Here is a 20,674-nt window from a genome sequence, read left to right as displayed (position 1 = left end):
GTTAGTTTAGCCATATTAGGAGATGAAAGCAAAACATGGCGACCTAATAGTTATCAATATGGTTTAGGTAAGAGTGAGGTTGTGTGTAAATTTGATACAGTCAAACTCATAGATTACAAATGGGAAGCACTAGAGCAAAGCAGCAATCTATTTGCTATATTAGTAATGGCACATTTAAAAACCAAAACTACTACCAACAAACTCGCAGATAGGGAGCAGTGGAAATGGATATTAATTAGAAGTTTATATGAGCGAGGTTTAAACAGATATGACATTGAAAACCTCTTTAGATTTATTGACAAAATGATGTCATTAAGTCAGGAATTACAACAAAAATTGCTCACGAAAATAACCGAGTATGAAAAGGAGAGAGAAATGCCTTTTTTAACACCCACTGAAGAAATTTTCCTAGAAAGAGGCGAAAAAAAAGGTCGCAAACAAGATATCATTAAACTTCTACAAGTCAAGTTTGGTGATGTTCCCGAAATACTGAGCAAAAATATTCAGAATGTTGATGATATCACTGCTTTAGAAGAATTATTTGTATCATCAATTACGATTACTTCTTTGGCAGAATTTACCAATTTAGTCAATTCTAAATTACCAAGGTCAGAAGATTAGAAAAAACCCAGGGGTAGAGAAATATTGAATTAACTTTAATCATCTTGAATGATAGTAAATTTATTTCTCTACTTCCTTTGAATGATTGCCTGATAGCGATCGCCGATATAAAATCTAGGTAATAGGTGATTGGAAAAAATAAAATTTATTTCCCAGTCACCAGTCCCCAGTCCCTAGTCCCTAGTCACCAGTTACCAAAACTAAGCACTCATTACATCTGTCTCACCTTGTGGTTGCAAATAGCAAATCAATTGTTTAATACCTTGATGCAGATAGCGAGTAACAGTCATCGGACTAGCACCAATTTTTTTACCTGCATCCTTGCGAGTTAGTTCCTTAACCAATACCAACTCTACAGCCATCCGGGGTTTATCATCTAACATCCTCATCGCCCCTTGTAGCTGTAGTCTTTCTTCCTCTTGTTGCTGAAGCATCGTAGTATGGGGACAAGGAAGTATATCACCCAAGGTCATTTGATAATCTACGCTGTTAGTTGGGGTAGCATCTAAACTTAAAGGCATCCGGTTTTGATTTGCTAACTTACATTCTTGCCATTCTTGTACAGAAATATGCAGCTTTTCAGCAATTTCCGTATCTTTGACAGGACGACCTAAAGATAATGTTAATTCTTTACGAAGAAGTTGCCCCTGATTGTAAAGTTCTTGCCAACGGCGGGGTATTTTAACTAAAGTAGAGCGATCGCGTAAAAAATGCAATATTTCGCCGCGAATATAAGGTACAGCAAAGGAACTGAAAGCATATCCTTGAGAGGGATCGAAACGCTCAATAGCCCGGATCAACCCCAAATAACCAATTTGTTCTAAGTCTTCATAAGGTTCATGGCATTGATGGGTAAACTTATAAGCCATCTTCCGCACCAAACCCTTATGTATCTCTACCAGTCGGTTACGCAGTTGAATCGAAGGATTTTGGTGGTATAAGTGTAATAACTCCATACCATCAGGTTGGATAGAGGTTTCACTTTTTGCCATATCAATTCCTTTGTAGTAATCCCTTGTTCTGCACAATGGGGTTAGTATAATTTCTTTAAATCTTTAATTATTTTCCTCAGTCCGTACTAAATAAGCTATCGTTGTTTTACTGAATTTTAAATCAAATTGAACGCATACTTACGTAATTTTACTATTGCTTAACAAAGGTTTGCTGAAGAGGCAGGAGGCAGGAGGCAGGAGGCAGGAGACAGAAGGCAGAAGGGAAATATTTTTCCCCAGTCACCAGTCCCCAGTCCCCAGTCCCCAGTCCCCAGTCCCCAGTCCCCAGTCCCCAATCACCAATCACCAATCACCAATTCCCTTGTAAAATATGACAGTTGTATTATATGCCCGAATGTGATTGAGCGTTATACTTTGCCCGAAATGGGCAATCTGTGGAATGAAAACTATAAGTTACAAACCTGGCTACAGGTAGAAATTGCTGTTTGTGAAGCTCAGGCAGAACTAGGTTATATTCCTAAAGAAGCAGTAGCAGAAATTAAAGCCAAGGCGAATTTTGACCCCAAGCGGGTGTTAGAAATTGAGGCGGAAGTTCGCCATGATATGATTGCTTTCTTGACAAATGTCAATGAATATGTTGGTGATGCTGGACGTTATATTCACCTGGGTTTAACCAGTTCCGATGTACTGGATACGGCATTAGCACTACAATTAGTTGCTAGTTTGGATATCTTGTTACAACGATTAGAAGATTTAATTGGGGCAATTCGCAACAAGGCCAGAGAACACCGTTATACTGCGATGATTGGGCGATCGCATGGTATCCACGCTGAACCTATCACATTTGGTTTTAAATTAGCTGGTTGGTTAGCGGAAGTATTGCGACATCAAGAACGTTTGCAAGTCCTGAAAAAAAATGTCGCTGTTGGTAAAATATCCGGGGCGGTGGGAACTTATGCAAATATTGAACCCCGTGTAGAAGCGATCGCTTGTCAAAAACTCGGACTTAAACCCGATACCGCTTCCACTCAAGTTATTTCCCGTGATCTTCATGCCGACTTTGTGCAACAATTAGCTTTACTGGCGGCATCTATAGAACGCTTTGCCGTAGAAATTCGCAACTTGCAAAAAACCGACGTTTTAGAAGTTGAAGAATACTTCTCCAAAGGTCAAAAAGGCTCTAGTGCCATGCCTCACAAACGCAACCCCATCCGCTCAGAAAGACTGACAGGAATGGCGCGACTGGTAAGAAGTCATGCAGGAGCAGCTTTAGAAGACGTAGCTTTATGGCATGAACGAGATATTTCTCACAGTTCCGTCGAACGGGTAATTTTACCAGATGCTTGCATTTTAACACACTTTATGCTCCATGAGATCACCGACTTGGTGACAAATTTGCTGGTATATCCCCAGAACATGGAACGCAACCTTAACTGCTATGGTGGAGTCGTCTTTAGTCAAAAGGTTCTCTTAACCTTAGTAGATAAAGGACTTAGCCGGGAAGAAGCTTATAGCATAGTTCAGCAAAATGCCCATACTGCTTGGAATAAACCAGAAGGTAATTTCCGTAATTTGATTAGTAAAGACCCCCGTGTAACTGCAAACTTGTCAGCAGCAGAAATAGATGCTTGTTTTGATCCACAAAACCATCTGAGACATTTAGATCAAGTTTATCAAAGACTGGGAATTTAAAATTCAGGAATCAGGAGTCAAAACTAGAAGTGAGAAACTGTTCCCGGATCTACCTGTGGAAATATGAACTTTTCACATCTTAATTGCTTCTGACTCCTGTATTTTTGACAATTTGGTACAGGTTCTGATCCTTCATAACGGAAAAAATCGTCAATCCAAAATCGATTGACTCCTGAACTCCTAACCCTCACGAAAAGACTTTTTCAGCAAATCCTACTTGCATGATACTTGTATATTAAGATAACTTGAATCCATAAAATTACTGATTTAGTGAAGAATCTGCTAATTAGACCTCTCCGAAAAAGATGTAGGGACAATTCATGAATTGTTCCTAAGAATGGGTTTCAGGTTACGCTTATGTAATTTTCGGACAGGTCTATTGATGTGCAAAAATTTTCAATTTAAATTCCTATATATCTACCCAAACATCTGAACTATAGATTACAACTTTGTATATAGCACCCAACAAGGAGGATTAATAGCTTTAATTCTGCTCTGGTTTGCAGTTCGTAGTGCTGCACAGTGGTATCACTGGTATTGGGAAAATCGTAAGAATAGGGAATAGGGACTGGTGACTGGTGACTGGGTATACAATTTTGGATTTTGGATTTTGGATTTTGGATTGTATTTCATGAATCCAATCTAAAATCTAAAATCTAAAATCTAAAATTCTCCTGCCTCCTGCCTCCTGTCACCTACTGTAAAAGCCCTATAGCATGGAGTAAGCCTCGACCGGTGATAATTTCGATGATCAAGGCAATGAAACCAAGCATGGCAATTCTACCATTCCAGACTTCGGCGCTAGTTGTCATTCCCCATTCCCAACGTTCTTGAGGATACATTTTCACCTTTTTCTTCATCTGGGTAACTTGGGAAAGTTTGAGATCCGGTTTTTCCAAAGACTCAATTACCAAGTCTGCCAGTGCTTTAATAAATACTGGATGAGTGTTGGGAGCAGCAGCACGTCGGAAGTTTTCAATTCCTGCTTCTTCGGCTATTTCCCGATATTCAATATCAATTTCTTGCAAAGTTTCAATGTGTTCAGAAACAAAACTAATGGGTACTACTACCAAATCTTTAACGCCTTTTTCACCCAGTTCTTTTAAGGCATCCTCAGTATAAGGTTGTAGCCATTCCACCGGACCGACACGACTTTGATAAGCTAAGGTGTGGGCGTTGGGGCGATTAAGAGTTTGCATAATTAATTGAGTACATTCCTCAATTTCCTGCTGATAAGGATCGCCGGCTTCTACAACATAGCTTTTTGGTACACCGTGGGCGCTAAAAAAGATGTGTGCCTGATCCGGGTTGGGAAATTGATTTAGTTGCTCAATGATCAGTTCTGCCATTGCTTGCAAGTAACCTGGTTGTTTGTACCAGGAAGCAATCACAGTGTATTCCAAAGGTTGAAGTTTTGGGTTTTCTTGCCAAAGTTTTTCTAACAACCGGAAACTAGAACCACTGGTACTAATAGAAAATTGGGGATAAAGTGGCAAAATTACCAACTTGTCAATGTTATCCTGTGCCAGTTGAGCGATCGCCTCTTCTGTGTAGGGATGCCAATAACGCATTCCCACATAGATATTTGCTTCTTTACCCATAGCATCCAATTGGGTTTTTAACGCTTCCCCCTGTTCTTCTGTGATGCTTCGCAATGGTGAACCCCCACCAATTTGCTTATAATTCTCTTGTGATGTTTTTTCTCGCCGTGTGGCAATAAACCAAGCTAATGGTTTTTGCATCCATCGAAATGGTAGGCGAATAATTTCGGGATCTGAAAACAGGTTATATAAGAATGGACCCACATCTTCTAATTTATCAGGTCCACCTAGATTGAGTAATAATACGCCTACACGACCCATAGCAGTTACTTTCCCCCAATCTTTACAATTTTTTTACTAATGTTAACAATATATCTTTATTCAATATAAAGCTTAACGTTAAGGAAATATGCAATGGCAACAATTTTTCGAGACTTGAGTTACCGCTATCAATGGTTATATGATGCCATATCCCGGTTAGCAGCCCTGAGTGTGGGCGGTGAGGGGCGTTTTCGTCAACTCGCTTTACAAGGTTTAAACCTCAACTCAGATACTAAAATTCTAGATTTATGCTGTGGTAGTGGTCAAACTACGGCTTTTTTGGTGAAATTATCACAAAATGTTACAGGATTGGATGCTTCGCCTTTATCTTTACAACGGGCAAAAAAGAATGTGCCGAATGCTACTTATGTAGAAGCTTATGCGGAAAATATGCCTTTTACAGATCATGAGTTTGATGTGGTGCATACTAGCGCCGCTTTACATGAAATGCAACCTGAACAATTAAGAAAAATCATCCAAGAGGTTTATAGAGTATTAAAACCAGGGGGAATTTTTACTTTAGTAGATTTTCATCCTCCCACAAATCCTATATTTTGGCCTGGTTTATCAGTGTTTTTTTGGTTGTTTGAAACGGAAACAGCTTGGCAGTTATTAAAAACTGATTTACCTGGTTTATTAAGAGAATCTGGTTTTGATGTTGGTAAACCAATTTTATATGCTGGTGGTAGTTTACAGGTAATTGTCAGTAGCAAGGCTTGAAAAAATAGGGAACAGGGAAAATAAAATCCGTTCTTCCTGACTCCTGTAAGGGCGAAGCATTGGGAAAATAGCCTTTTCATAAAATTGATAATTGGTCGCCCGAATGCTTCGCCCCTACGACTCCTGCTTCCTTAACTCAATTGTGCCACAAGTTGATTTTCTACCAGGGTATTATTTGTTAATAAATCCTCAACGGTAATTCTTAAAAATCGTTGTTCATCAACTTGAAACATGACTTTAATGCGATCGCTCCCCGGAAAACCAGGGGGTGTAAGTTTAGCAATTTTTCTGGCTTCTTCTGTATCATTCAGCGGTTTAACTGTAGTTGTCACAGACTCAAGTTTGCGAGTTACTAAGCGATCGCCATCAAAATAAACTTCTGTACCTCCGGTTTCTGCTCCTAATTCTCCTAAAATTAACTCAATACTCGGCTGATTTTCCCTAGAAGCACCTAAAACTAATTCTACTGGTTGACTCATGGGATAAGCTTGTCCTGCTTTAATTATTGGTTGCCAACTATGACGTTGGTTGCGTCTATCCCAGTACCGCACTCCATAGCTATGATACAAAAAGTCCTTGATTTCTAAACCTTGGGTAATTTGTAATGCACCTTGAGCGATCGCTTCAAAAGGTTTTTGATAACGGATTTTTTCTGGTTCAAAATATTGCTGTACCCATGTATTTACTACTGGTAATTGTACAGTTCCACCCACTAACAAAACTGCATTAATATCATCTAGTTCTATACCTTGACGACGGGCTTGTTGTAACAAGGTCATCATGGTATCATGTAACTTATCAAAAAATCCATGATCTTTGAGAATATTCTCTAAAGTTTGACGGTCAAGATCCAATTCATAACTTTCAAAAGTTTCATCATTAAAATAAACTTCACTGGCTTTATTTTGGGTAGATAATTGAATTTTTACCCGTTCTGCTAACCGAGTAATTATAGAATTAACTGGCAACCCTTTAGTTTTGACAAAATAATCAACTATCCAATTATCAATATCTGTACCACCTAAATTTTGCCCCGCTTTTGCTAATACACGGGCTGTTTTTACCTTTTGTTTGGAATCTTCCGCTAAAGATTTATTACCCCACTTTAATAAAAATCCTACTGGTTTAGTATTAGTTTGTGCCTGTTGATCTAAACGTACCAAAGATAAATCTAATGTTCCACCACCAAAATCAATTACTAACAAATTTTCTTGTGCTGTTAAACCATAACCTAAAGCTGCGGCAGTAGGTTCATCTAACATCCTAACTTGTTCTACTGGAAGTGCTTGAAAAACTTTGCCTAACCAGTGACGATAAGCTTCAAAACTGTCTACAGGTACTGTTAAAACCAAAGAATCTAAACCACCTTCTATTAGTGTTAATTCTTCGATTACCCTGGTTAAAAACCATTTACCTATTTTTTCAAAGGTGACGATTTCTCCATCTAGTTCTGGTAAAAAACCCTGAATATCTGCGCCAATACCGCGTTTAAAACTACGGAAAAATCGGTTATCATCTTTGAGATCCAAACCGCGATCGCGCACTTGCTGTCCAACTAAAACTTTACTTTCACTCGCTGCTTCTACATATACTAAACTGGGAATCAGTGGGGGATTAAGACTTTGTTGCAGGGATAAACCCGGTAAAGTCAAAGTTTCCGGTTGCTGGGTAACGGGATTCCAGCGAGTAATAACTGTGTTGCTAGTACCAAAATCAATCGCGATCGCCATTTCTCAATTTATTATTGATCAACTAATTAAGTAAAGTTAATATAACGTTAATTATTCTGCATTAACCACCAATCCCGCAAATGGGCGATCGCTTTTTCTTTGTGTTTGGCTTCTACTTCTATCCAGGGTACTTGGTGGTAAGCTTGAGGCATGGCTGTAATTAAATCACTGTGTTTTCTATCATTAAAACCTGTTTCCCCATTAGAAATATGTACTAACTGCCAATCTGGATTTTCCCAAGTTTCTCGCGCCCCTAAAACCATAGATTCTACACTAGGATGATCATAAGAATCTAACTTTTCATAGCAAATATGGTGATGTGCATCAAAAACCATCGGTATACCAGCTTGTTGACATACCTCTAAAATCTCCTGAGCATTATAAGCATATTCATCATTTTCTAAAGTTAAGCGGTTTTTAATACCTGGTGGTAGTTCAGAAATTACTTTTACCAATTTTTCCCCACGTTGAGATTTACCACCATGAATATTCATTAACGCCCAAGGTGACTGAGATAAACCAAGTAAATCTAAAGTGTAGGCGTGGTTTGTTAAAATTTTGATACTATTTTCTATGACTTCATCAGAATCAGAACTCAAGACTACAAACTGATCAGGATGTAACACCATTCTGATGTTTAAATTTTCTGCCCTTTGTCCAATTTTAGATAAATCTTCCCTCATTTCTTCTAATATATTTCCACCAATTTTATCTTCGATATCACTCATCGGAAATAAAGCCGAAGTCATGCGATAAAGGCGAATATTTTGCTTTTGACAGAAAGTTAACGCCCCATCCAAGCAGCGCAAATTATTTTGATAAAGTTCTTTTAGGGTATCTTCTCTTTGTTGAGGAGAAAGTTTTAAATAACGGGTCCGGGTAATAGTCCGAAAACGCACTTGTTTATCAATAGTGATACAAACCAAACCTAAATGTGGCTCAGTTTGGTTTTGCTGTTGTGGATTTATTTTTTTTAATGTTATCTCTCTTTGTTGTAATTTCATATTTTTTTGGTAATTGGTAATTGGTAATTGGTAATTGGTAATTGGTAATTGGTAAATGCTATATATGCAAATCTAAGTTTAACAGATTCCATATCATAATTTCAAGAAAATGTGAAGAAACTTTTAGATTTGACAAAAATCGAAGAGTGGGATGGACGAACTGTAAAAGAAAGAGAAGAAAAAATAAGAGAAGCGGCATTAGTGTTAGCGGATCAATGTATTGCAATGTTATTGCATAAGCTTTCTCAATCAGAAGTGGCTCATGAAACAGCAATAAATCAAACCAAAGGTTATTGGCATCCCAAGACAAAAAGACATAGTTGTAGAAAAAGAGAAATATTAACAGTAGGTAATGTTTTAGTAACGCTCAAATGACCTTAATTATTAACAATCTATGTAGTTGATGAACAGGGGAAAAAAGTAAAAACTCAGAATATCCCTATTACCAACGATAGAACTTATGAAGATTATAAGGTATTCTTACCAATCTTAGAAATGCACCTAATTAGGGTTTGCTGAAAAAGTCCTTTTGTGAATATTAAGGAGTATGGCTAACGCCACGCTTACTTCGACAGGCTCAGTACAAGTCGCTATCAAGGAGTCAGGAGATCACAGTATATTTGGGAGTTACTGGTTTTCCCCAACATGGTGCTATTGGTACAGCATTAATTCAAACTGCTGATGCTGCCCTTTATCGTGCTAAAACTGCTGGGCGTAACCAAGTTGTGGTTGCACCTTAGAAATTATGAATTTGAAGGAGCTACTCCTGACTCCTGACTCCTGACTCCTGACTCCTGACTCCTGACTCCTGACTGCTCACCCACACAGAAAGACTTTGTCAACTCTAGATAATTAACTGATATGATTTAGCCTTGAATCTCCCAGTCAAAAAAGCATTTATTGTCATTTACTGATAATTAATTATGGTTGTTGTAGCAATTCTCGCCGCTGGAAAAGGCACAAGAATGAAATCTCATCTACCTAAAGTTTTACATTCTTTGGGTGGAAAATCTCTAGTCGAGAGAGTTATTGATAGTCTAGAACCCCTTGCACCTGAACGCAGGTTAGTAATTGTTGGGTATCAATCTAAAGAAGTAAAAACTGCTTTAGGTGGAAATTCTGAATTGGAATTTGTGGAACAAACTGTACAATTAGGCACAGGACACGCTATTCAACAATTACTTCCTCATTTAGAAGGTTACACTGGGGATTTGTTAATTTTAAATGGTGATGTGCCTTTGTTGCAAACTAAAACTCTGAAAAACTTATTACAAATTCATCAAGAAAATCAAAATTCCTGTACTATTCTCACAGCACATTTATCAAATCCCCAAGGTTACGGCAGAGTTTTTTGTGATGAAAACGGCATTGTGCAGGAAATGGTTGAAGATAAAGATTGCACTCCTGAACAAAGAAAAAATCACCGTGTTAATGCTGGTATTTACTGTTTCCGCTGGTCTGATTTAGCAAAATTTTTACCACATTTACAAAATAATAATGCCCAAAAAGAATATTATCTCACTGATGCTGTTACCCAAGTAGGTAAGGTGATGGCTGTAGATGTGGAAGATGACCAAGAAATTCTGGGAATTAATGATAGATTGCAATTAGCCACAGCTTACGAGATTTTGCAAAGACGTATTCAGGAAAAATGGCTTTTGGCAGGTGTGACGATTATTGATCCTGCTAGTGTGACAATTGATGAAACTGTAGAATTACAGCCAGATGTGATTATTGAACCTCAAACTCATTTACGGGGTAAAACATTGATTAAATCTGGTAGTCGCATAGGACCTGGAAGTTTAATTGAAAATAGCCAGTTGGGTGAAAATGTCACTGTGCAATATTCTGTAGTCAAAGATAGTTTTGTGGAAGCAGGAACTCGTATTGGTCCTTATGCTCATTTGCGTGGCCATGCGGAAGTGGGTGAAAATTGCAGAATTGGTAATTTTGTAGAGTTGAAAAATACTCAATTAGGAGATGGTTCTAATGTTGCACACCTTTCTTATTTGGGTGATACAACTGCGGGAACTCAGGTAAATATTGGTGCAGGAACAATTACCGCTAATTATGATGGAGTGAAAAAACATAGAACCAGAATAGGCGATCGCACCAAAACCGGTTCTAATAGTGTTTTAGTCGCACCTATTACCATCGGTAATGATGTTTATATTGCCGCAGGTTCAACGGTGACAGAAGATGTGGAAAATGAAGCTTTAGTCATTGCCCGGAGTCGTCAGGTAGTTAAACCAGGTTGGAAGATCAAAGCTGAAAGATAAGTAGGTGACTGGGGACTGGTGACTGGGGACTGGTGACTGGGGAAGAGGTAATTGGGAAAATACAAATAATTTCTCCCTGCCTCCCCTGCCTCCCCTGCCTCCCCTGCCTCCCCTGCCCCCTGCCTTTTACTTTGACTCTTCCATTTGACCAACTCTGCGAATGTTAAGAATATCACTCATTTTTCTAATCTGCACAAACAGATGTTCTAATTGATTGCGATCGCGGATCTCAATACCCAAATCCATCAATGCTGGTTGTCCCAAAGCTGTTTTCACATTAGCATGACGCACATTGATGCCTTGATCACTCAACCGCGATAAAATATCTTTTAAGATTCCCACTCGATCCAAAGTTTCAATTTGAATCTCTATGGGGTAAGTGTGAGGACGGCCATGATGTTCTATTGCTGTATTCCATCTTACGGGTACTAGGCGCTCACATTCCACATTGTCCACATTATGACATCCTTGGCGATGAATGGATATACCCCGTCCCCGCGTTACCACCCCAATAATAGCTTCACCAGGAATCGGCGTACAACATCCAGCTATATGATAAACCAATCCTTCTACGCCAATAATCGGTGAATCACTAGCACGGGATGTACTGGGTGAGGTTTCCCGTGTAGTTTTTGATGTTGATTCTTTGGGGATAAATGGAATCACATCAGCTACAGGTTGTTGTGCTTTTACCACTTCTCGCCAGCGGTTTAACACTAAGTTTAAGGTAATTTCCCCGTAACCTAAACCTGCCAGTAAATCTTCCACACTGTGATAATTGCACTTTTCTGCCACAGTTTGCATTGCGTCTGATTTCAACAAGTGATCAAAACCTGTTTTCCCTAGTTCCTTCTCTAATAAATCCCTTCCCCGCGCTAGATTTTCTTCCCTGCGCGATCGCTTATACCATTGTTTAATCCGATATTTCGCCGCCGAAGTCCTGACAAAATTCAACCAATCCAAACTCGGATGGCTATTTTTTTGCGTAATAATATCAACAATATCCCCATTTTGTAATCGGGTGGATAACGGCACAATGCGCCCATTTACCCGCGCCCCTGCACAATGGTTTCCGACCTCTGTATGAATTCGATAAGCAAAATCTATACTTGTAGATCCCGGACTTAGAGGTACCACATCCCCCTTTGGAGTGAAAACATAAACATCATCTTCAAATAAATTATCTTTGATACTATCTAAATATTCTTGCGCGTCTTTTAAATCACTCTGCCATTCCAATAGTTGCCGCAACCAAGTAAATTTTTCATCTGCTCCTGTTACCTGACTGGTAGAACCACCTGTTTCTTTATACTTCCAATGGGCAGCAATCCCATACTCCGCAACATGGTGCATTTCCATTGTGCGAATTTGCACTTCCAACGGGCGACCAGTCAAACCTATCACCCCTGTATGCAAGGATTGGTAACGGTTAGGTTTAGGTAAACCAATGTAATCTTTAAATCTGCCGGGAATAGGACGAAAAGCATCATGAACCACCGCCAAAGCCCGATAACATTCTTCATTTGTTTGGACAATGATTCTCAGTGCAGCCAAATCATAAATTTCATGAAATTCTTTTTGCTGTCGCTGCATTTTTTGATAAATGCTATACAGATGTTTGGGGCGACCGCTAACCTCCAAACATTTAATACCCGCTTGTTGCATTCTCTCCCGCAACACTTCCTTAGCTTTAGTCAATTTTTCTTCCCGTGCTGTCCTTTTTTCCGCAACGTGCTGTTGAATTTCTCGGTAAGCATCAGGTTCTAAATATTTAAAGGCTAAATCCTCTAATTCCCATTTAATATGCCAAATTCCCAAACGATTGGCTAAAGGTGCAAAGATATCTCGTGTTTCCTGGGCGCTGCGGCGACGGCTGGCTTCTGACATATATTGCAATGTTCGCATATTATGCAAACGATCCGCCAATTTCACCACAATTACCCGAATATCCTGCGCCATTGCCAAAAACATTCGCCGGAAGTTTTCCGCTTGACTTTCGGTTTTACTGGTGAAATTAATTTTAGAAAGCTTGGTGACACCTTCTACCAGTTGGCGCACTTCTGCCCCAAAATTTTCTTCTATTTGTTCAATTGTAACTTCTGTATCTTCAACTACATCATGAAGAAATCCAGCTGCTATCATAGCAGCACTACCACCTAAGTCTCGTAGTAAATCAGCTACGGCTACAGGATGGGCAATATACCCTTCTCCAGATTTACGATACTGTCCTTGATGCAGTTGATAGGCAAATTTAAAGGCATTACAAATCAAAGTGGCATCATTGTGCGTTCGGTGATCTTCTCCCGTGTTGCTTTTCGCTAATGTTTCTCGTAAACATTTTTTAAGCCATTCCGGGAGACTAACATCAACGGAGGAATCAACAAGTAAGCTGCTCATACAAGAGAAATGATAAGTTTTTCGTGGATCGGTGAGATATAGATGAAAATGACAGCATCTTCTATTGATGATGCTGCCCTACAGACGGGTGGGAAAAATTTTGTCAGAATGATTTTCTGATTACCTGATGATCTCATGACTGATCAGCCTGACTATCCATAAGAATCAACCAAGTCTCACAGATGGTTTTAAGGCTATTCTTAGGAATGAGTTGGGAAAAAGGTTTATTCTAGAAATAAATTTTCTTGTAGTTTATACTATCTCAACTAGCACCAAATGTCTTTAAATCTGCAAAAATATCAGGAATTGACAACATTACTGGAGGAATTACGCTCCAATGTTAACAAAACTCTATTAGATATTCCTACCTTGCGATCGCATCTAGCCGATTTACAGCATTTTTTTTTACAAGAAATCGCTCCCTTCACTGATTTAAACTACCGCCAGCAGTCTTATCAAACGGAAATTAGCAAGCAACTTCGTTTATTAGAAGTAGATGTAATTTTTTTACAAGGCGCAAGACAGTCTACTACAATACAGGCACGATTAAAAACAATTACAGAGCGCATTAATATTTTAATTCGATTCTGTGAGACTATTTTACACCCAGATGAGAAGGGAGAATATTAACTAATATGAATCTGCTATCAAGGCAATAGTTTTCATGGTAGGTTGGTTGCAACTACATGACAAACACACTCATTTTGGTATAAAATATTCTGTATGTTTACTAAAATACGTAACATTTTAGCTCAATTCTTTAACAACTCCAGAACAATCAACAACGAACCACTAAATAAAGTGAGTTTGATTGTAATCATTATAGTAGATATTTTCATTTTAATCAATGTTTTTACAGGTTTAGAGGATATTAGTAGATGGCATCTTAGCCCCTACCAAGCCTATCCGTGTTATTCAGAATGGGAGAATTATCAAAAGCAAAGTGATAAAAATAAAGATTATGACATGATCATAAGCTCAGTACCATTGAACAATAATCAACCGCAGTTTCAAGCAGAATATCAACAGCAAGAAATTGGACATTTAGGGAAAGTTTCAGAAATATGTATAAATTATGCCGAGTTAAAAGACAGACTGAATAATAACCTAAATCAAAAAAATATTACAAATATAAATCTACGCCAGGAGAAAATTAATCAATTAGAACAAGCGAATATAAATATTCGCAATCAATATGATTCAACGCTGTTGGAAAAAATTGCGGGACAGTCATCTGAAAAATCTATCAATCAAGTCAGTGCTGAAAAAGCTAAACAAGACTTAGATAAAAATCAACAACAAATTGGACAAATTAAACAAGAAATTAATAATCTTAAAAACCAACTTCTTACTAAACCAGAAAGTCTTAATTTTCTATCTTTGATCAAAGATGAGAATAAATTCGCGGCAGTTAAACAAGGTTATGAAAGAGCCTCGTTTTGGTATCCTAGTATCCAGCTTACATTTCAATCTATCTTTCTACTACCTTTAATTATTATTGCTTTATCAGTCCATAGAATAAGTCAACGTCGAGGATATGGACTTATTGCATTAATTAGCTGGCATTTGCTGGTAATATTTTTGATTCCTCTTGTTCTCAAAGTCTTAGAATTTCTGCAAGTTGGTGTAGTCTTTCAATTCTTATTAAGTGTTGTTAACAAACTATTGGGTGGGTTACTATTCTTAATTAGTTATGTTTATATCTTGCTAATTCCTCTCATAGGTTTTGGAATTATCAAGTTCTTTCAAGGAGTAGTATTTAATACCAAATTTCAAGCTGCTAAGAGAGTTCAAAAATCACAATGTATCAATTGTGGAAAAACTCTTAAATCCAATAATGCCCATTGTCCTCATTGCGGTTATTATCAATATATAGAGTGTCACAATTGCCATAATTTAACTTACAAAAAGTTACCTTATTGTTATCATTGTGGAACTGAGCAAAATTCTAGTCAGATACAAGACGTTGGATCAGTAGACAATAAATAGACGATAATTAACTATAATTAACCATGAGTGAAGCCTTATTTAGTGTTGAAAATCTCCGCGTAGCTTATCCCCAATTTGACGAAGAAGCACCAATCTGGGCGGTTAATGATGTATCTTTTGCACTTCAACCAGGGGAAAAAATGGGCTTGGTGGGTGAGTCGGGTTGTGGTAAATCTACTATTGGCAGGGCAATTATGCGTTTATTACCTGCCTCTAGTCGAGTTGAAGGTAAGATAATTTTTCGTGATGATTCCGTATTAGATTTAACACCTGTGCAAATGCAAAAGTTTCGCGGTGAAGCAGTAGCTTTGGTGTTTCAAGATCCCATGACAAGATTAGATCCTTTAATGACTATTGGTAATCATTGTTTAGAGACCTTGGCAGCGCATTCACCAGAATTAACTAAACAACAAGCGAAAGAAAAAGCTTTAGCAACTTTAGAAAAGGTGAAAATTCCTGCAAGTCGTTGGAGTCAGTACCCCCATGAGTTTAGCGGAGGGATGCGTCAAAGAGTTGCTATTGCGTTAGCCTTACTGTTGAATCCTAAATTAATTGTTGCTGATGAACCCACGACTAGCTTAGATGTTACCGTTTCTGCTCAGATTTTACAAGAACTAACGCGGTTATGTGCAGAAGACAATATGGGATTATTATTAATTTCCCATGATTTAGCAATGGTAGGGGAATATTGCGATCGCATTGGGGTCATGTATCAAGGTAAAATGGTAGAAACAGGGAAAACAGAAAATGTCTTTAAAAATCCTCAACATGAATACACCCAATCTTTATTAAAAGCAGCATTACATATTCAACAAGAAGAGGTAACAGGGAACACTTCGACAAGCTCAGTGCATCGCAGGGAACAGGGAACAGTAATTAAAGAAAAACCAATTTTAAAACTTACAGAACTGCAAAAACATTATACCATAGAACCGAATTTTATTGAAAGAATATTTAAAGGTGAAGGACAACAAATTAAAGCTGTAGATGGTATTAATTTAGAATTATATCCAGGGGAAATATTAGGATTAGTGGGAGAATCTGGTTGTGGGAAAAGTACACTTTCTCGGACTATTTTACAATTAATTCCTCCCACTGGGGGAAAAGTGGAATTTTTAGGACAGGATTTAACTAAATTATCCCGTAAAGAAATTCGCGCTTCCCGCAGACAAATCCAAATGGTATTTCAAGATCCTCATGCTTGTTTAAATCCTGCCATGACAGTGGGACAAAGTATAGCAGATCCCCTATTAATTCACAACTTAGCTAATGCTGAAAAAGCCAAAGAAAAGGTTTTATGGATGTTGGAAAAAGTGGGATTAACACCAGCAGAAATGTATTATCAACGTTATCCCTCAGATTTATCGGGAGGACAACAACAAAGGGTAGCCATTGCTAGAGCTTTAATTACCCAACCTAAACTGGTAATATGTGATGAACCAGTGAGTATGTTAGATGCCAGTGTACAATCACAAGTTTTAGATTTAATGCTACAATTAAAAGACGAATTTGAGTTAACCTATTTATTTATTACCCATGATTTATGGTTAGCTCGTTTTTTGTGCGATCGCATAGCCGTTATGAATGGTGGTAAAATTGTAGAACTAGGAAATACAAAAGAAATTTTTGCTCATCCCCAACATCCCTACACAAAAACTTTACTAGCTGCTGCACCATCATTAGCTAGAGTTTAATATCATTATTATCCATTACCCATTACCCATTACCCATTACCCATCACCCATTACCAAATTAAATAATGTCTAAAAATCAACCGATAAATTCATTTAAAAATAAAAACTATTCCTTGGATAAATGGCAAGAGAGAATAGCACAAATCGCCTATCGTTTCAATAAAGAATATCAAAAAGAACCCTTTGAAGTACCCGCAGAAGTAGAAGAAATGCCAATCTATAAAGAATGGAAAAATGGCATTTTAGCTTATAAAATTGCTTCCCCATTTTGGGAAATTGCCCAACCGCAAAAAAACCAACGTTGTTTAGACATTGGTTGCGGAGTCAGCTTTTTAATCTATCCTTGGAGAAATTGGCAAACATATTTTTATGGTCAAGAAATTAGTAATATAGCCAGAGATACACTAAATTCTCGTGGTTCACAACTAAATTCAAAACTATTCAAAGGTGTTGAATTAGGTCCAGCACACCAATTAAACTATGATGCAGCACAATTTGATTTAGTTATAGCTACAGGATTTAGTTGTTATTTTCCCCTAGAATATTGGCAATCTGTTTTATCAGAAGTCAAAAGAGTATTAAAACCAGGTGGATATTTTGTATTTGATATTCTTAACTCAGAACAACCATTAGCGGAAGATTGGGCAGTTTTAGAAACCTATTTAGGTGCAGAAGTGTTTTTAGAAACTGCATCCGATTGGGAAAAAACAATTAAAAATGCAGGTGCGAAAATAGTTAAAAAGCAATTAGGAGAATTATTTGAATTGTACAAAATCAGATTTTAAAAGTTCATTAAAATTTCACTTATTCAACCTCTTGCTTTTTAACATTACTACAATAAACCTAAGAGGATGTTTTAAAAGTCTCTCATGACTGTAAATTAATACTAATTCACAACGTAAGTTTCTAGTTAACTAAACTATCTAATGATGAATCAATAAATCTTGATTAAAAATGCTCATAAATTTTGCGGTGACAGTGTATGATTTGTGAAGATTGTACCGATAATTTGAATTTTGCCCAAAAAGCCGCAATGATTATTCGCCATGCCACAGAAACAGACTTACCAGAAATTGTAGCCATTTATAACGCTGCTGTTCCCACACGCATGGCAACAGCCGATTTAGAACCCGTAACCGTAGAAAGTCGCATTGCCTGGTTTCAGGGAAGAGTACCTTCACAACGTCCCCTGTGGGTAGTAGAAATAGATGGGATGATTGCCGGATGGCTGAGTTTTCAATCCTTTTATGGTAGACCAGCTTACCATTCCACCGCCGAAATTAGTATTTACATTTCCCCAAACTTTCAAAAACGTGGTTTAGGAAAGTTACTTTTAGAAAAAGCAATTAATGAAAGTCCAAGTTTGGGGTTAAAAACTTTAGTTAGTTTTATTTTTGCTCACAATCAACCTAGTTTAAAACTATTTGCTAAATTGGGTTTTCAAAACTGGGGATATTTACCCAAAATAGCTGATTTAGCCGGCGTAGAAAGAGATTTAATTATTCTGGGTTTACGAGTTGGGGAAAAGTGAAATAGGTGATAGGTGACTGGTGATAGGTGACTGGTGATAGGTGACTGGTGATAGGTGACTGGGGACAGGAGGATAATATTAATTTTTGTCTATTCCCTGTTCCCTATTCCCTGTTCCCTAATAATTAACGAGAAGTTAAACTATCAAAGCGATATTCAGTACCAACCCTGAGTCTATTAGCATTGTACTCAGGAGACATCAACAGCGAAGAATTGTAAGGATTGGGTAAATCAGGGGTACGAAGATAAGGATCATTCTGTGCTTGCTGCATGATAACATCATGATACACAATGTTAACTAACTGACCATCTTTAGCTATTTCATTATCAGGAAAAGTAGTTCCGAACTTACCCCCAGGACCTAATAAAGAATCTACCTGACGCTGTAAACTGCCATTGTCATAAAAATTAGGATGATTGCGAAAATAAGCTCTATCGAAAGCATTGCTGGTTGATTCATAATTTTCTGTTTGCATCTCAGCAACTGCAACTACAGGAAATGTAGTAGTAGCAAGTAGTACCATCAACCCACCCAATCCAGGCAAATTTATACTCAAGTTTACAACTCCTCAATTTTTAGGCAAACTTGGGCAACTCTTAATTTATGCTTAATTTCAGAACTTTCATTAGTTCAACCTTTGGTGTAGCACAACTTTTAACGGTTTGTAATGTCGTATTCTACTGAAACATCCAACCCATCGGATATTTGGGCAACCACTACTGATTTAACCACCCTGCGTCAGAAGTTACTAAATTTATTTTGCCAACTTGCTTATCAAGAAGGTGATTTTGTTCTTTCCTCTGGACAACGTAGTTCTTACTATATTAATGGTAAACAGGTTACACTCCACCCCCAAGGAGCTTTAGCTATAGGTAGGTTGATATTACATATTCTACCAGTAGATACACAGGCTGTCGCAGGTTTAACTCTGGGTGCTGACCCTATTGTTTCCGCTGTCAGTGTGGTTTCTGTCTATGAAAATCGCCCCATACCAGCGTTAATTATTCGCAAAGAAGCTAAGGGGCATGGCACAATGGCTTACATTGAAGGTCCTACTTTACCCACGGGTGCAAAAGTTGTAGTCCTGGAAGATGTAGTGACAACTGGCCAATCTGCACTGAAAGCAGTTGAACGTTTACAAGCAGCAGGTTATACCGTTGATAGGGTAATTTCTTTGATCGACAGACTTCAAGGAGGCGCAGAATTATATAAATCTGCTGGTTTACAGTTTGATGCGCTCTTTTCTATTCAGGATTTACAAGCAAGGTATCAGCAAATATAGGGGACTGGGGACTGGGTTAAATTATCCTTGATCTCCTGACTCCTGACTCCTATTTTAAGAGGTGAAATTATGTCTCAAAATACCATTAACTACATGATTCATAAATCCAATTTACGGGGTCATAGTAAAATTGATTGGTTGGATAGTTATCATACATTTTCCTTTAGTCATTTTTATGATCCCGACCGCATGGGATTCCGTTCCCTCAGAGTCATTAATGATGACAGTATTGCTGCTGGTGCTGGTTTTCCAACTCATGCACATCGAGATATGGAAATTCTCACCTATGTTTTATCAGGTGCAGTAGAACATAAAGATAGTTTGGGTACAGGTTCGGTGATTCGTCCAGGTGATGCTCAAATTATGAGTGCTGGTACAGGAATCATGCACAGTGAATTTAATCATTCCCAAACTGAAGAATTACACCTGCTGCAAATATGGATTTTGCCGGATCAACAACGTTTAAAACCAAGATATGAACAAAAAGCTTTTTCTGTAGAAGATAAAAAGGGAAAACTAAGGTTAATTGGTTCTCAAGATGGTCGTGATGGATCTATCACTATTCATCAAGATATTGATTTATATGCCTCTATCTTAGAAAAAGGTGATGTGATTAATTATTATGTTCAACTCTATCGTTATGCTTGGTTGCAAATAGCTACAGGTGAAGCAATCTTTAATGGAAAACAACTCCAAGCAGGTGATGGAGTGCAAATTACTGGAGAGCAGAAAATAGAACTGAGTACAAATCAGAACGCGGAAATTTTACTTTTTGACTTGGCTTAAATAGGGGTTGCTGAATAAACCTAAAACCTTGATATATCAAAGGTTAGAGGCTGATAAACACAGAAATTAGTGCAAGGGTTTTGAAGGGTATACCGGAAAAAGTGTGCATTTTTTGGGATTTCAAGAGATGGCAA

17 protein-coding genes and 4 pseudogenes are annotated in these 20,674 nt (G+C 37.9%); 15 read left to right on the top strand and 6 right to left on the bottom strand.

Annotation, left to right across the window (positions count from 1 at the left end; translation table 11 throughout):
- A pseudogene (locus tag FFR48_RS13530) lies at positions 1–621 on the top strand (hypothetical protein); the annotation flags it as partial.
- Positions 622–821: 200 nt separating this feature from the next.
- Here FFR48_RS13530 and FFR48_RS13525 read toward each other — a convergent pair.
- Positions 822–1,613, bottom strand: a complete 792-nt coding sequence (locus FFR48_RS13525; RefSeq protein WP_137667712.1) for an RNA polymerase sigma factor SigF — start codon at positions 1,611–1,613, stop codon at positions 822–824.
- Positions 1,614–1,782: 169 nt separating this feature from the next.
- Here FFR48_RS13525 and FFR48_RS13520 point away from each other — a divergent pair, with 169 nt between their 5' ends.
- The 3 genes and pseudogenes from FFR48_RS13520 to FFR48_RS29470 all read left to right on the top strand — a co-directional run.
- Positions 1,783–1,941, top strand: coding sequence for a hypothetical protein (locus FFR48_RS13520; protein ID WP_162501882.1), 159 nt, complete (start codon positions 1,783–1,785; stop codon positions 1,939–1,941).
- Positions 1,942–1,970: 29 nt separating this feature from the next.
- A complete protein-coding gene (gene purB / locus FFR48_RS13515; RefSeq protein WP_137667711.1) occupies positions 1,971–3,266 on the top strand; it encodes an adenylosuccinate lyase in 1,296 nt (431 codons plus the stop codon).
- A 466-nt stretch (positions 3,267–3,732) separates the two neighbouring features.
- A pseudogene (locus tag FFR48_RS29470) lies at positions 3,733–3,831 on the top strand (DUF4126 domain-containing protein); the annotation flags it as partial.
- Between the two features lie 130 nt (positions 3,832–3,961).
- On the opposite strand, the gene hemH reads toward FFR48_RS29470, so the two are convergent.
- Positions 3,962–5,128 carry a ferrochelatase gene (gene hemH / locus FFR48_RS13510; RefSeq protein WP_137667710.1) on the bottom strand — a complete coding sequence of 389 codons (1,167 nt, stop codon included), beginning with the start codon at positions 5,126–5,128 and terminating at the stop codon, positions 3,962–3,964.
- Between the two features lie 93 nt (positions 5,129–5,221).
- On the opposite strand from hemH, the gene FFR48_RS13505 reads away from it, so the two are divergent.
- Positions 5,222–5,848: a class I SAM-dependent methyltransferase gene (locus tag FFR48_RS13505; protein ID WP_137667709.1), complete on the top strand. Its 627-nt coding sequence runs from the start codon at positions 5,222–5,224 to the stop codon at positions 5,846–5,848.
- 131 nt (positions 5,849–5,979) lie between these two features.
- On the opposite strand, the gene FFR48_RS13500 is transcribed toward FFR48_RS13505, so the two are convergent.
- Positions 5,980–7,578 (bottom strand): Hsp70 family protein, encoded by a 1,599-nt coding sequence (locus tag FFR48_RS13500; RefSeq protein WP_137667708.1) that lies wholly within the window; start codon positions 7,576–7,578, stop codon positions 5,980–5,982.
- A 47-nt stretch (positions 7,579–7,625) separates the two neighbouring features.
- Complete coding sequence (uvsE, locus tag FFR48_RS13495; protein ID WP_137667707.1) at positions 7,626–8,582, bottom strand: UV DNA damage repair endonuclease UvsE; 957 nt, start codon at positions 8,580–8,582, stop codon at positions 7,626–7,628.
- A 48-nt stretch (positions 8,583–8,630) separates the two neighbouring features.
- On the opposite strand from uvsE, the pseudogene FFR48_RS29465 reads away from it, so the two are divergent.
- The 3 genes and pseudogenes from FFR48_RS29465 to glmU form a co-directional block, all read left to right on the top strand.
- Positions 8,631–8,951 (top strand): annotated as a pseudogene (locus tag FFR48_RS29465) (ISLre2-like element ISCst1 family transposase); the annotation flags it as partial.
- 230 nt (positions 8,952–9,181) lie between these two features.
- Positions 9,182–9,322 (top strand): annotated as a pseudogene (locus FFR48_RS13485) (GGDEF domain-containing protein); the annotation flags it as partial.
- 183 nt (positions 9,323–9,505) lie between these two features.
- Positions 9,506–10,861: a bifunctional UDP-N-acetylglucosamine diphosphorylase/glucosamine-1-phosphate N-acetyltransferase GlmU gene (gene glmU, locus FFR48_RS13480; RefSeq protein WP_137667704.1), complete on the top strand. Its 1,356-nt coding sequence runs from the start codon at positions 9,506–9,508 to the stop codon at positions 10,859–10,861.
- A gap of 126 nt (positions 10,862–10,987) precedes the next feature.
- Here glmU and FFR48_RS13475 read toward each other — a convergent pair whose 3' ends face one another.
- A complete protein-coding gene (locus FFR48_RS13475) occupies positions 10,988–13,258 on the bottom strand; it encodes a RelA/SpoT family protein (RefSeq protein ID WP_137667703.1) in 2,271 nt (756 codons plus the stop codon).
- Positions 13,259–13,534: 276 nt separating this feature from the next.
- On the opposite strand from FFR48_RS13475, the gene patD reads away from it, so the two are divergent.
- The 5 genes from patD to FFR48_RS13450 all read left to right on the top strand — a co-directional run bounded on the left by patD (position 13,535) and on the right by FFR48_RS13450 (position 18,472).
- Entirely contained in the window at positions 13,535–13,888 is a 354-nt protein-coding gene (patD, locus tag FFR48_RS13470; protein ID WP_137667702.1) for a heterocyst frequency control protein PatD, read from the top strand.
- A gap of 93 nt (positions 13,889–13,981) precedes the next feature.
- Positions 13,982–15,247 carry a hypothetical protein gene (locus FFR48_RS13465; RefSeq protein WP_137667701.1) on the top strand — a complete coding sequence of 422 codons (1,266 nt, stop codon included), beginning with the start codon at positions 13,982–13,984 and terminating at the stop codon, positions 15,245–15,247.
- A 23-nt stretch (positions 15,248–15,270) separates the two neighbouring features.
- Complete coding sequence (locus FFR48_RS13460; protein WP_137667700.1) at positions 15,271–16,941, top strand: dipeptide ABC transporter ATP-binding protein; 1,671 nt, start codon at positions 15,271–15,273, stop codon at positions 16,939–16,941.
- Positions 16,942–17,006: 65 nt separating this feature from the next.
- Entirely contained in the window at positions 17,007–17,726 is a 720-nt protein-coding gene (locus FFR48_RS13455) for a class I SAM-dependent methyltransferase (protein ID WP_137667699.1), read from the top strand.
- 248 nt (positions 17,727–17,974) lie between these two features.
- A complete protein-coding gene (locus FFR48_RS13450) occupies positions 17,975–18,472 on the top strand; it encodes a GNAT family N-acetyltransferase (RefSeq protein WP_096572713.1) in 498 nt (165 codons plus the stop codon).
- A 124-nt stretch (positions 18,473–18,596) separates the two neighbouring features.
- Here the strand turns inward: FFR48_RS13450 and FFR48_RS13445 are convergent, their stop codons facing one another.
- Positions 18,597–19,028, bottom strand: coding sequence for a hypothetical protein (locus FFR48_RS13445; RefSeq protein WP_371851445.1), 432 nt, complete (start codon positions 19,026–19,028; stop codon positions 18,597–18,599).
- Positions 19,029–19,139: 111 nt separating this feature from the next.
- Between FFR48_RS13445 and pyrE the strand changes: the two genes are divergently transcribed.
- Both pyrE and FFR48_RS13435 read left to right on the top strand, forming a co-directional pair.
- Positions 19,140–19,754: an orotate phosphoribosyltransferase gene (gene pyrE / locus FFR48_RS13440; RefSeq protein ID WP_096568840.1), complete on the top strand. Its 615-nt coding sequence runs from the start codon at positions 19,140–19,142 to the stop codon at positions 19,752–19,754.
- A 69-nt stretch (positions 19,755–19,823) separates the two neighbouring features.
- Entirely contained in the window at positions 19,824–20,540 is a 717-nt protein-coding gene (locus FFR48_RS13435) for a pirin family protein (protein ID WP_137667698.1), read from the top strand.
- Positions 20,541–20,674 lie beyond the last annotated feature (134 nt).

Origin of the sequence: Sphaerospermopsis reniformis, assembly GCF_005402885.1 — a bacterium.
Lineage (GTDB): Bacteria > Cyanobacteriota > Cyanobacteriia > Cyanobacteriales > Nostocaceae > Sphaerospermopsis > Sphaerospermopsis kisseleviana.
Note: the sequence above shows the minus strand (reverse complement) of the source record. Positions and strands in the feature narration are given on the sequence as shown.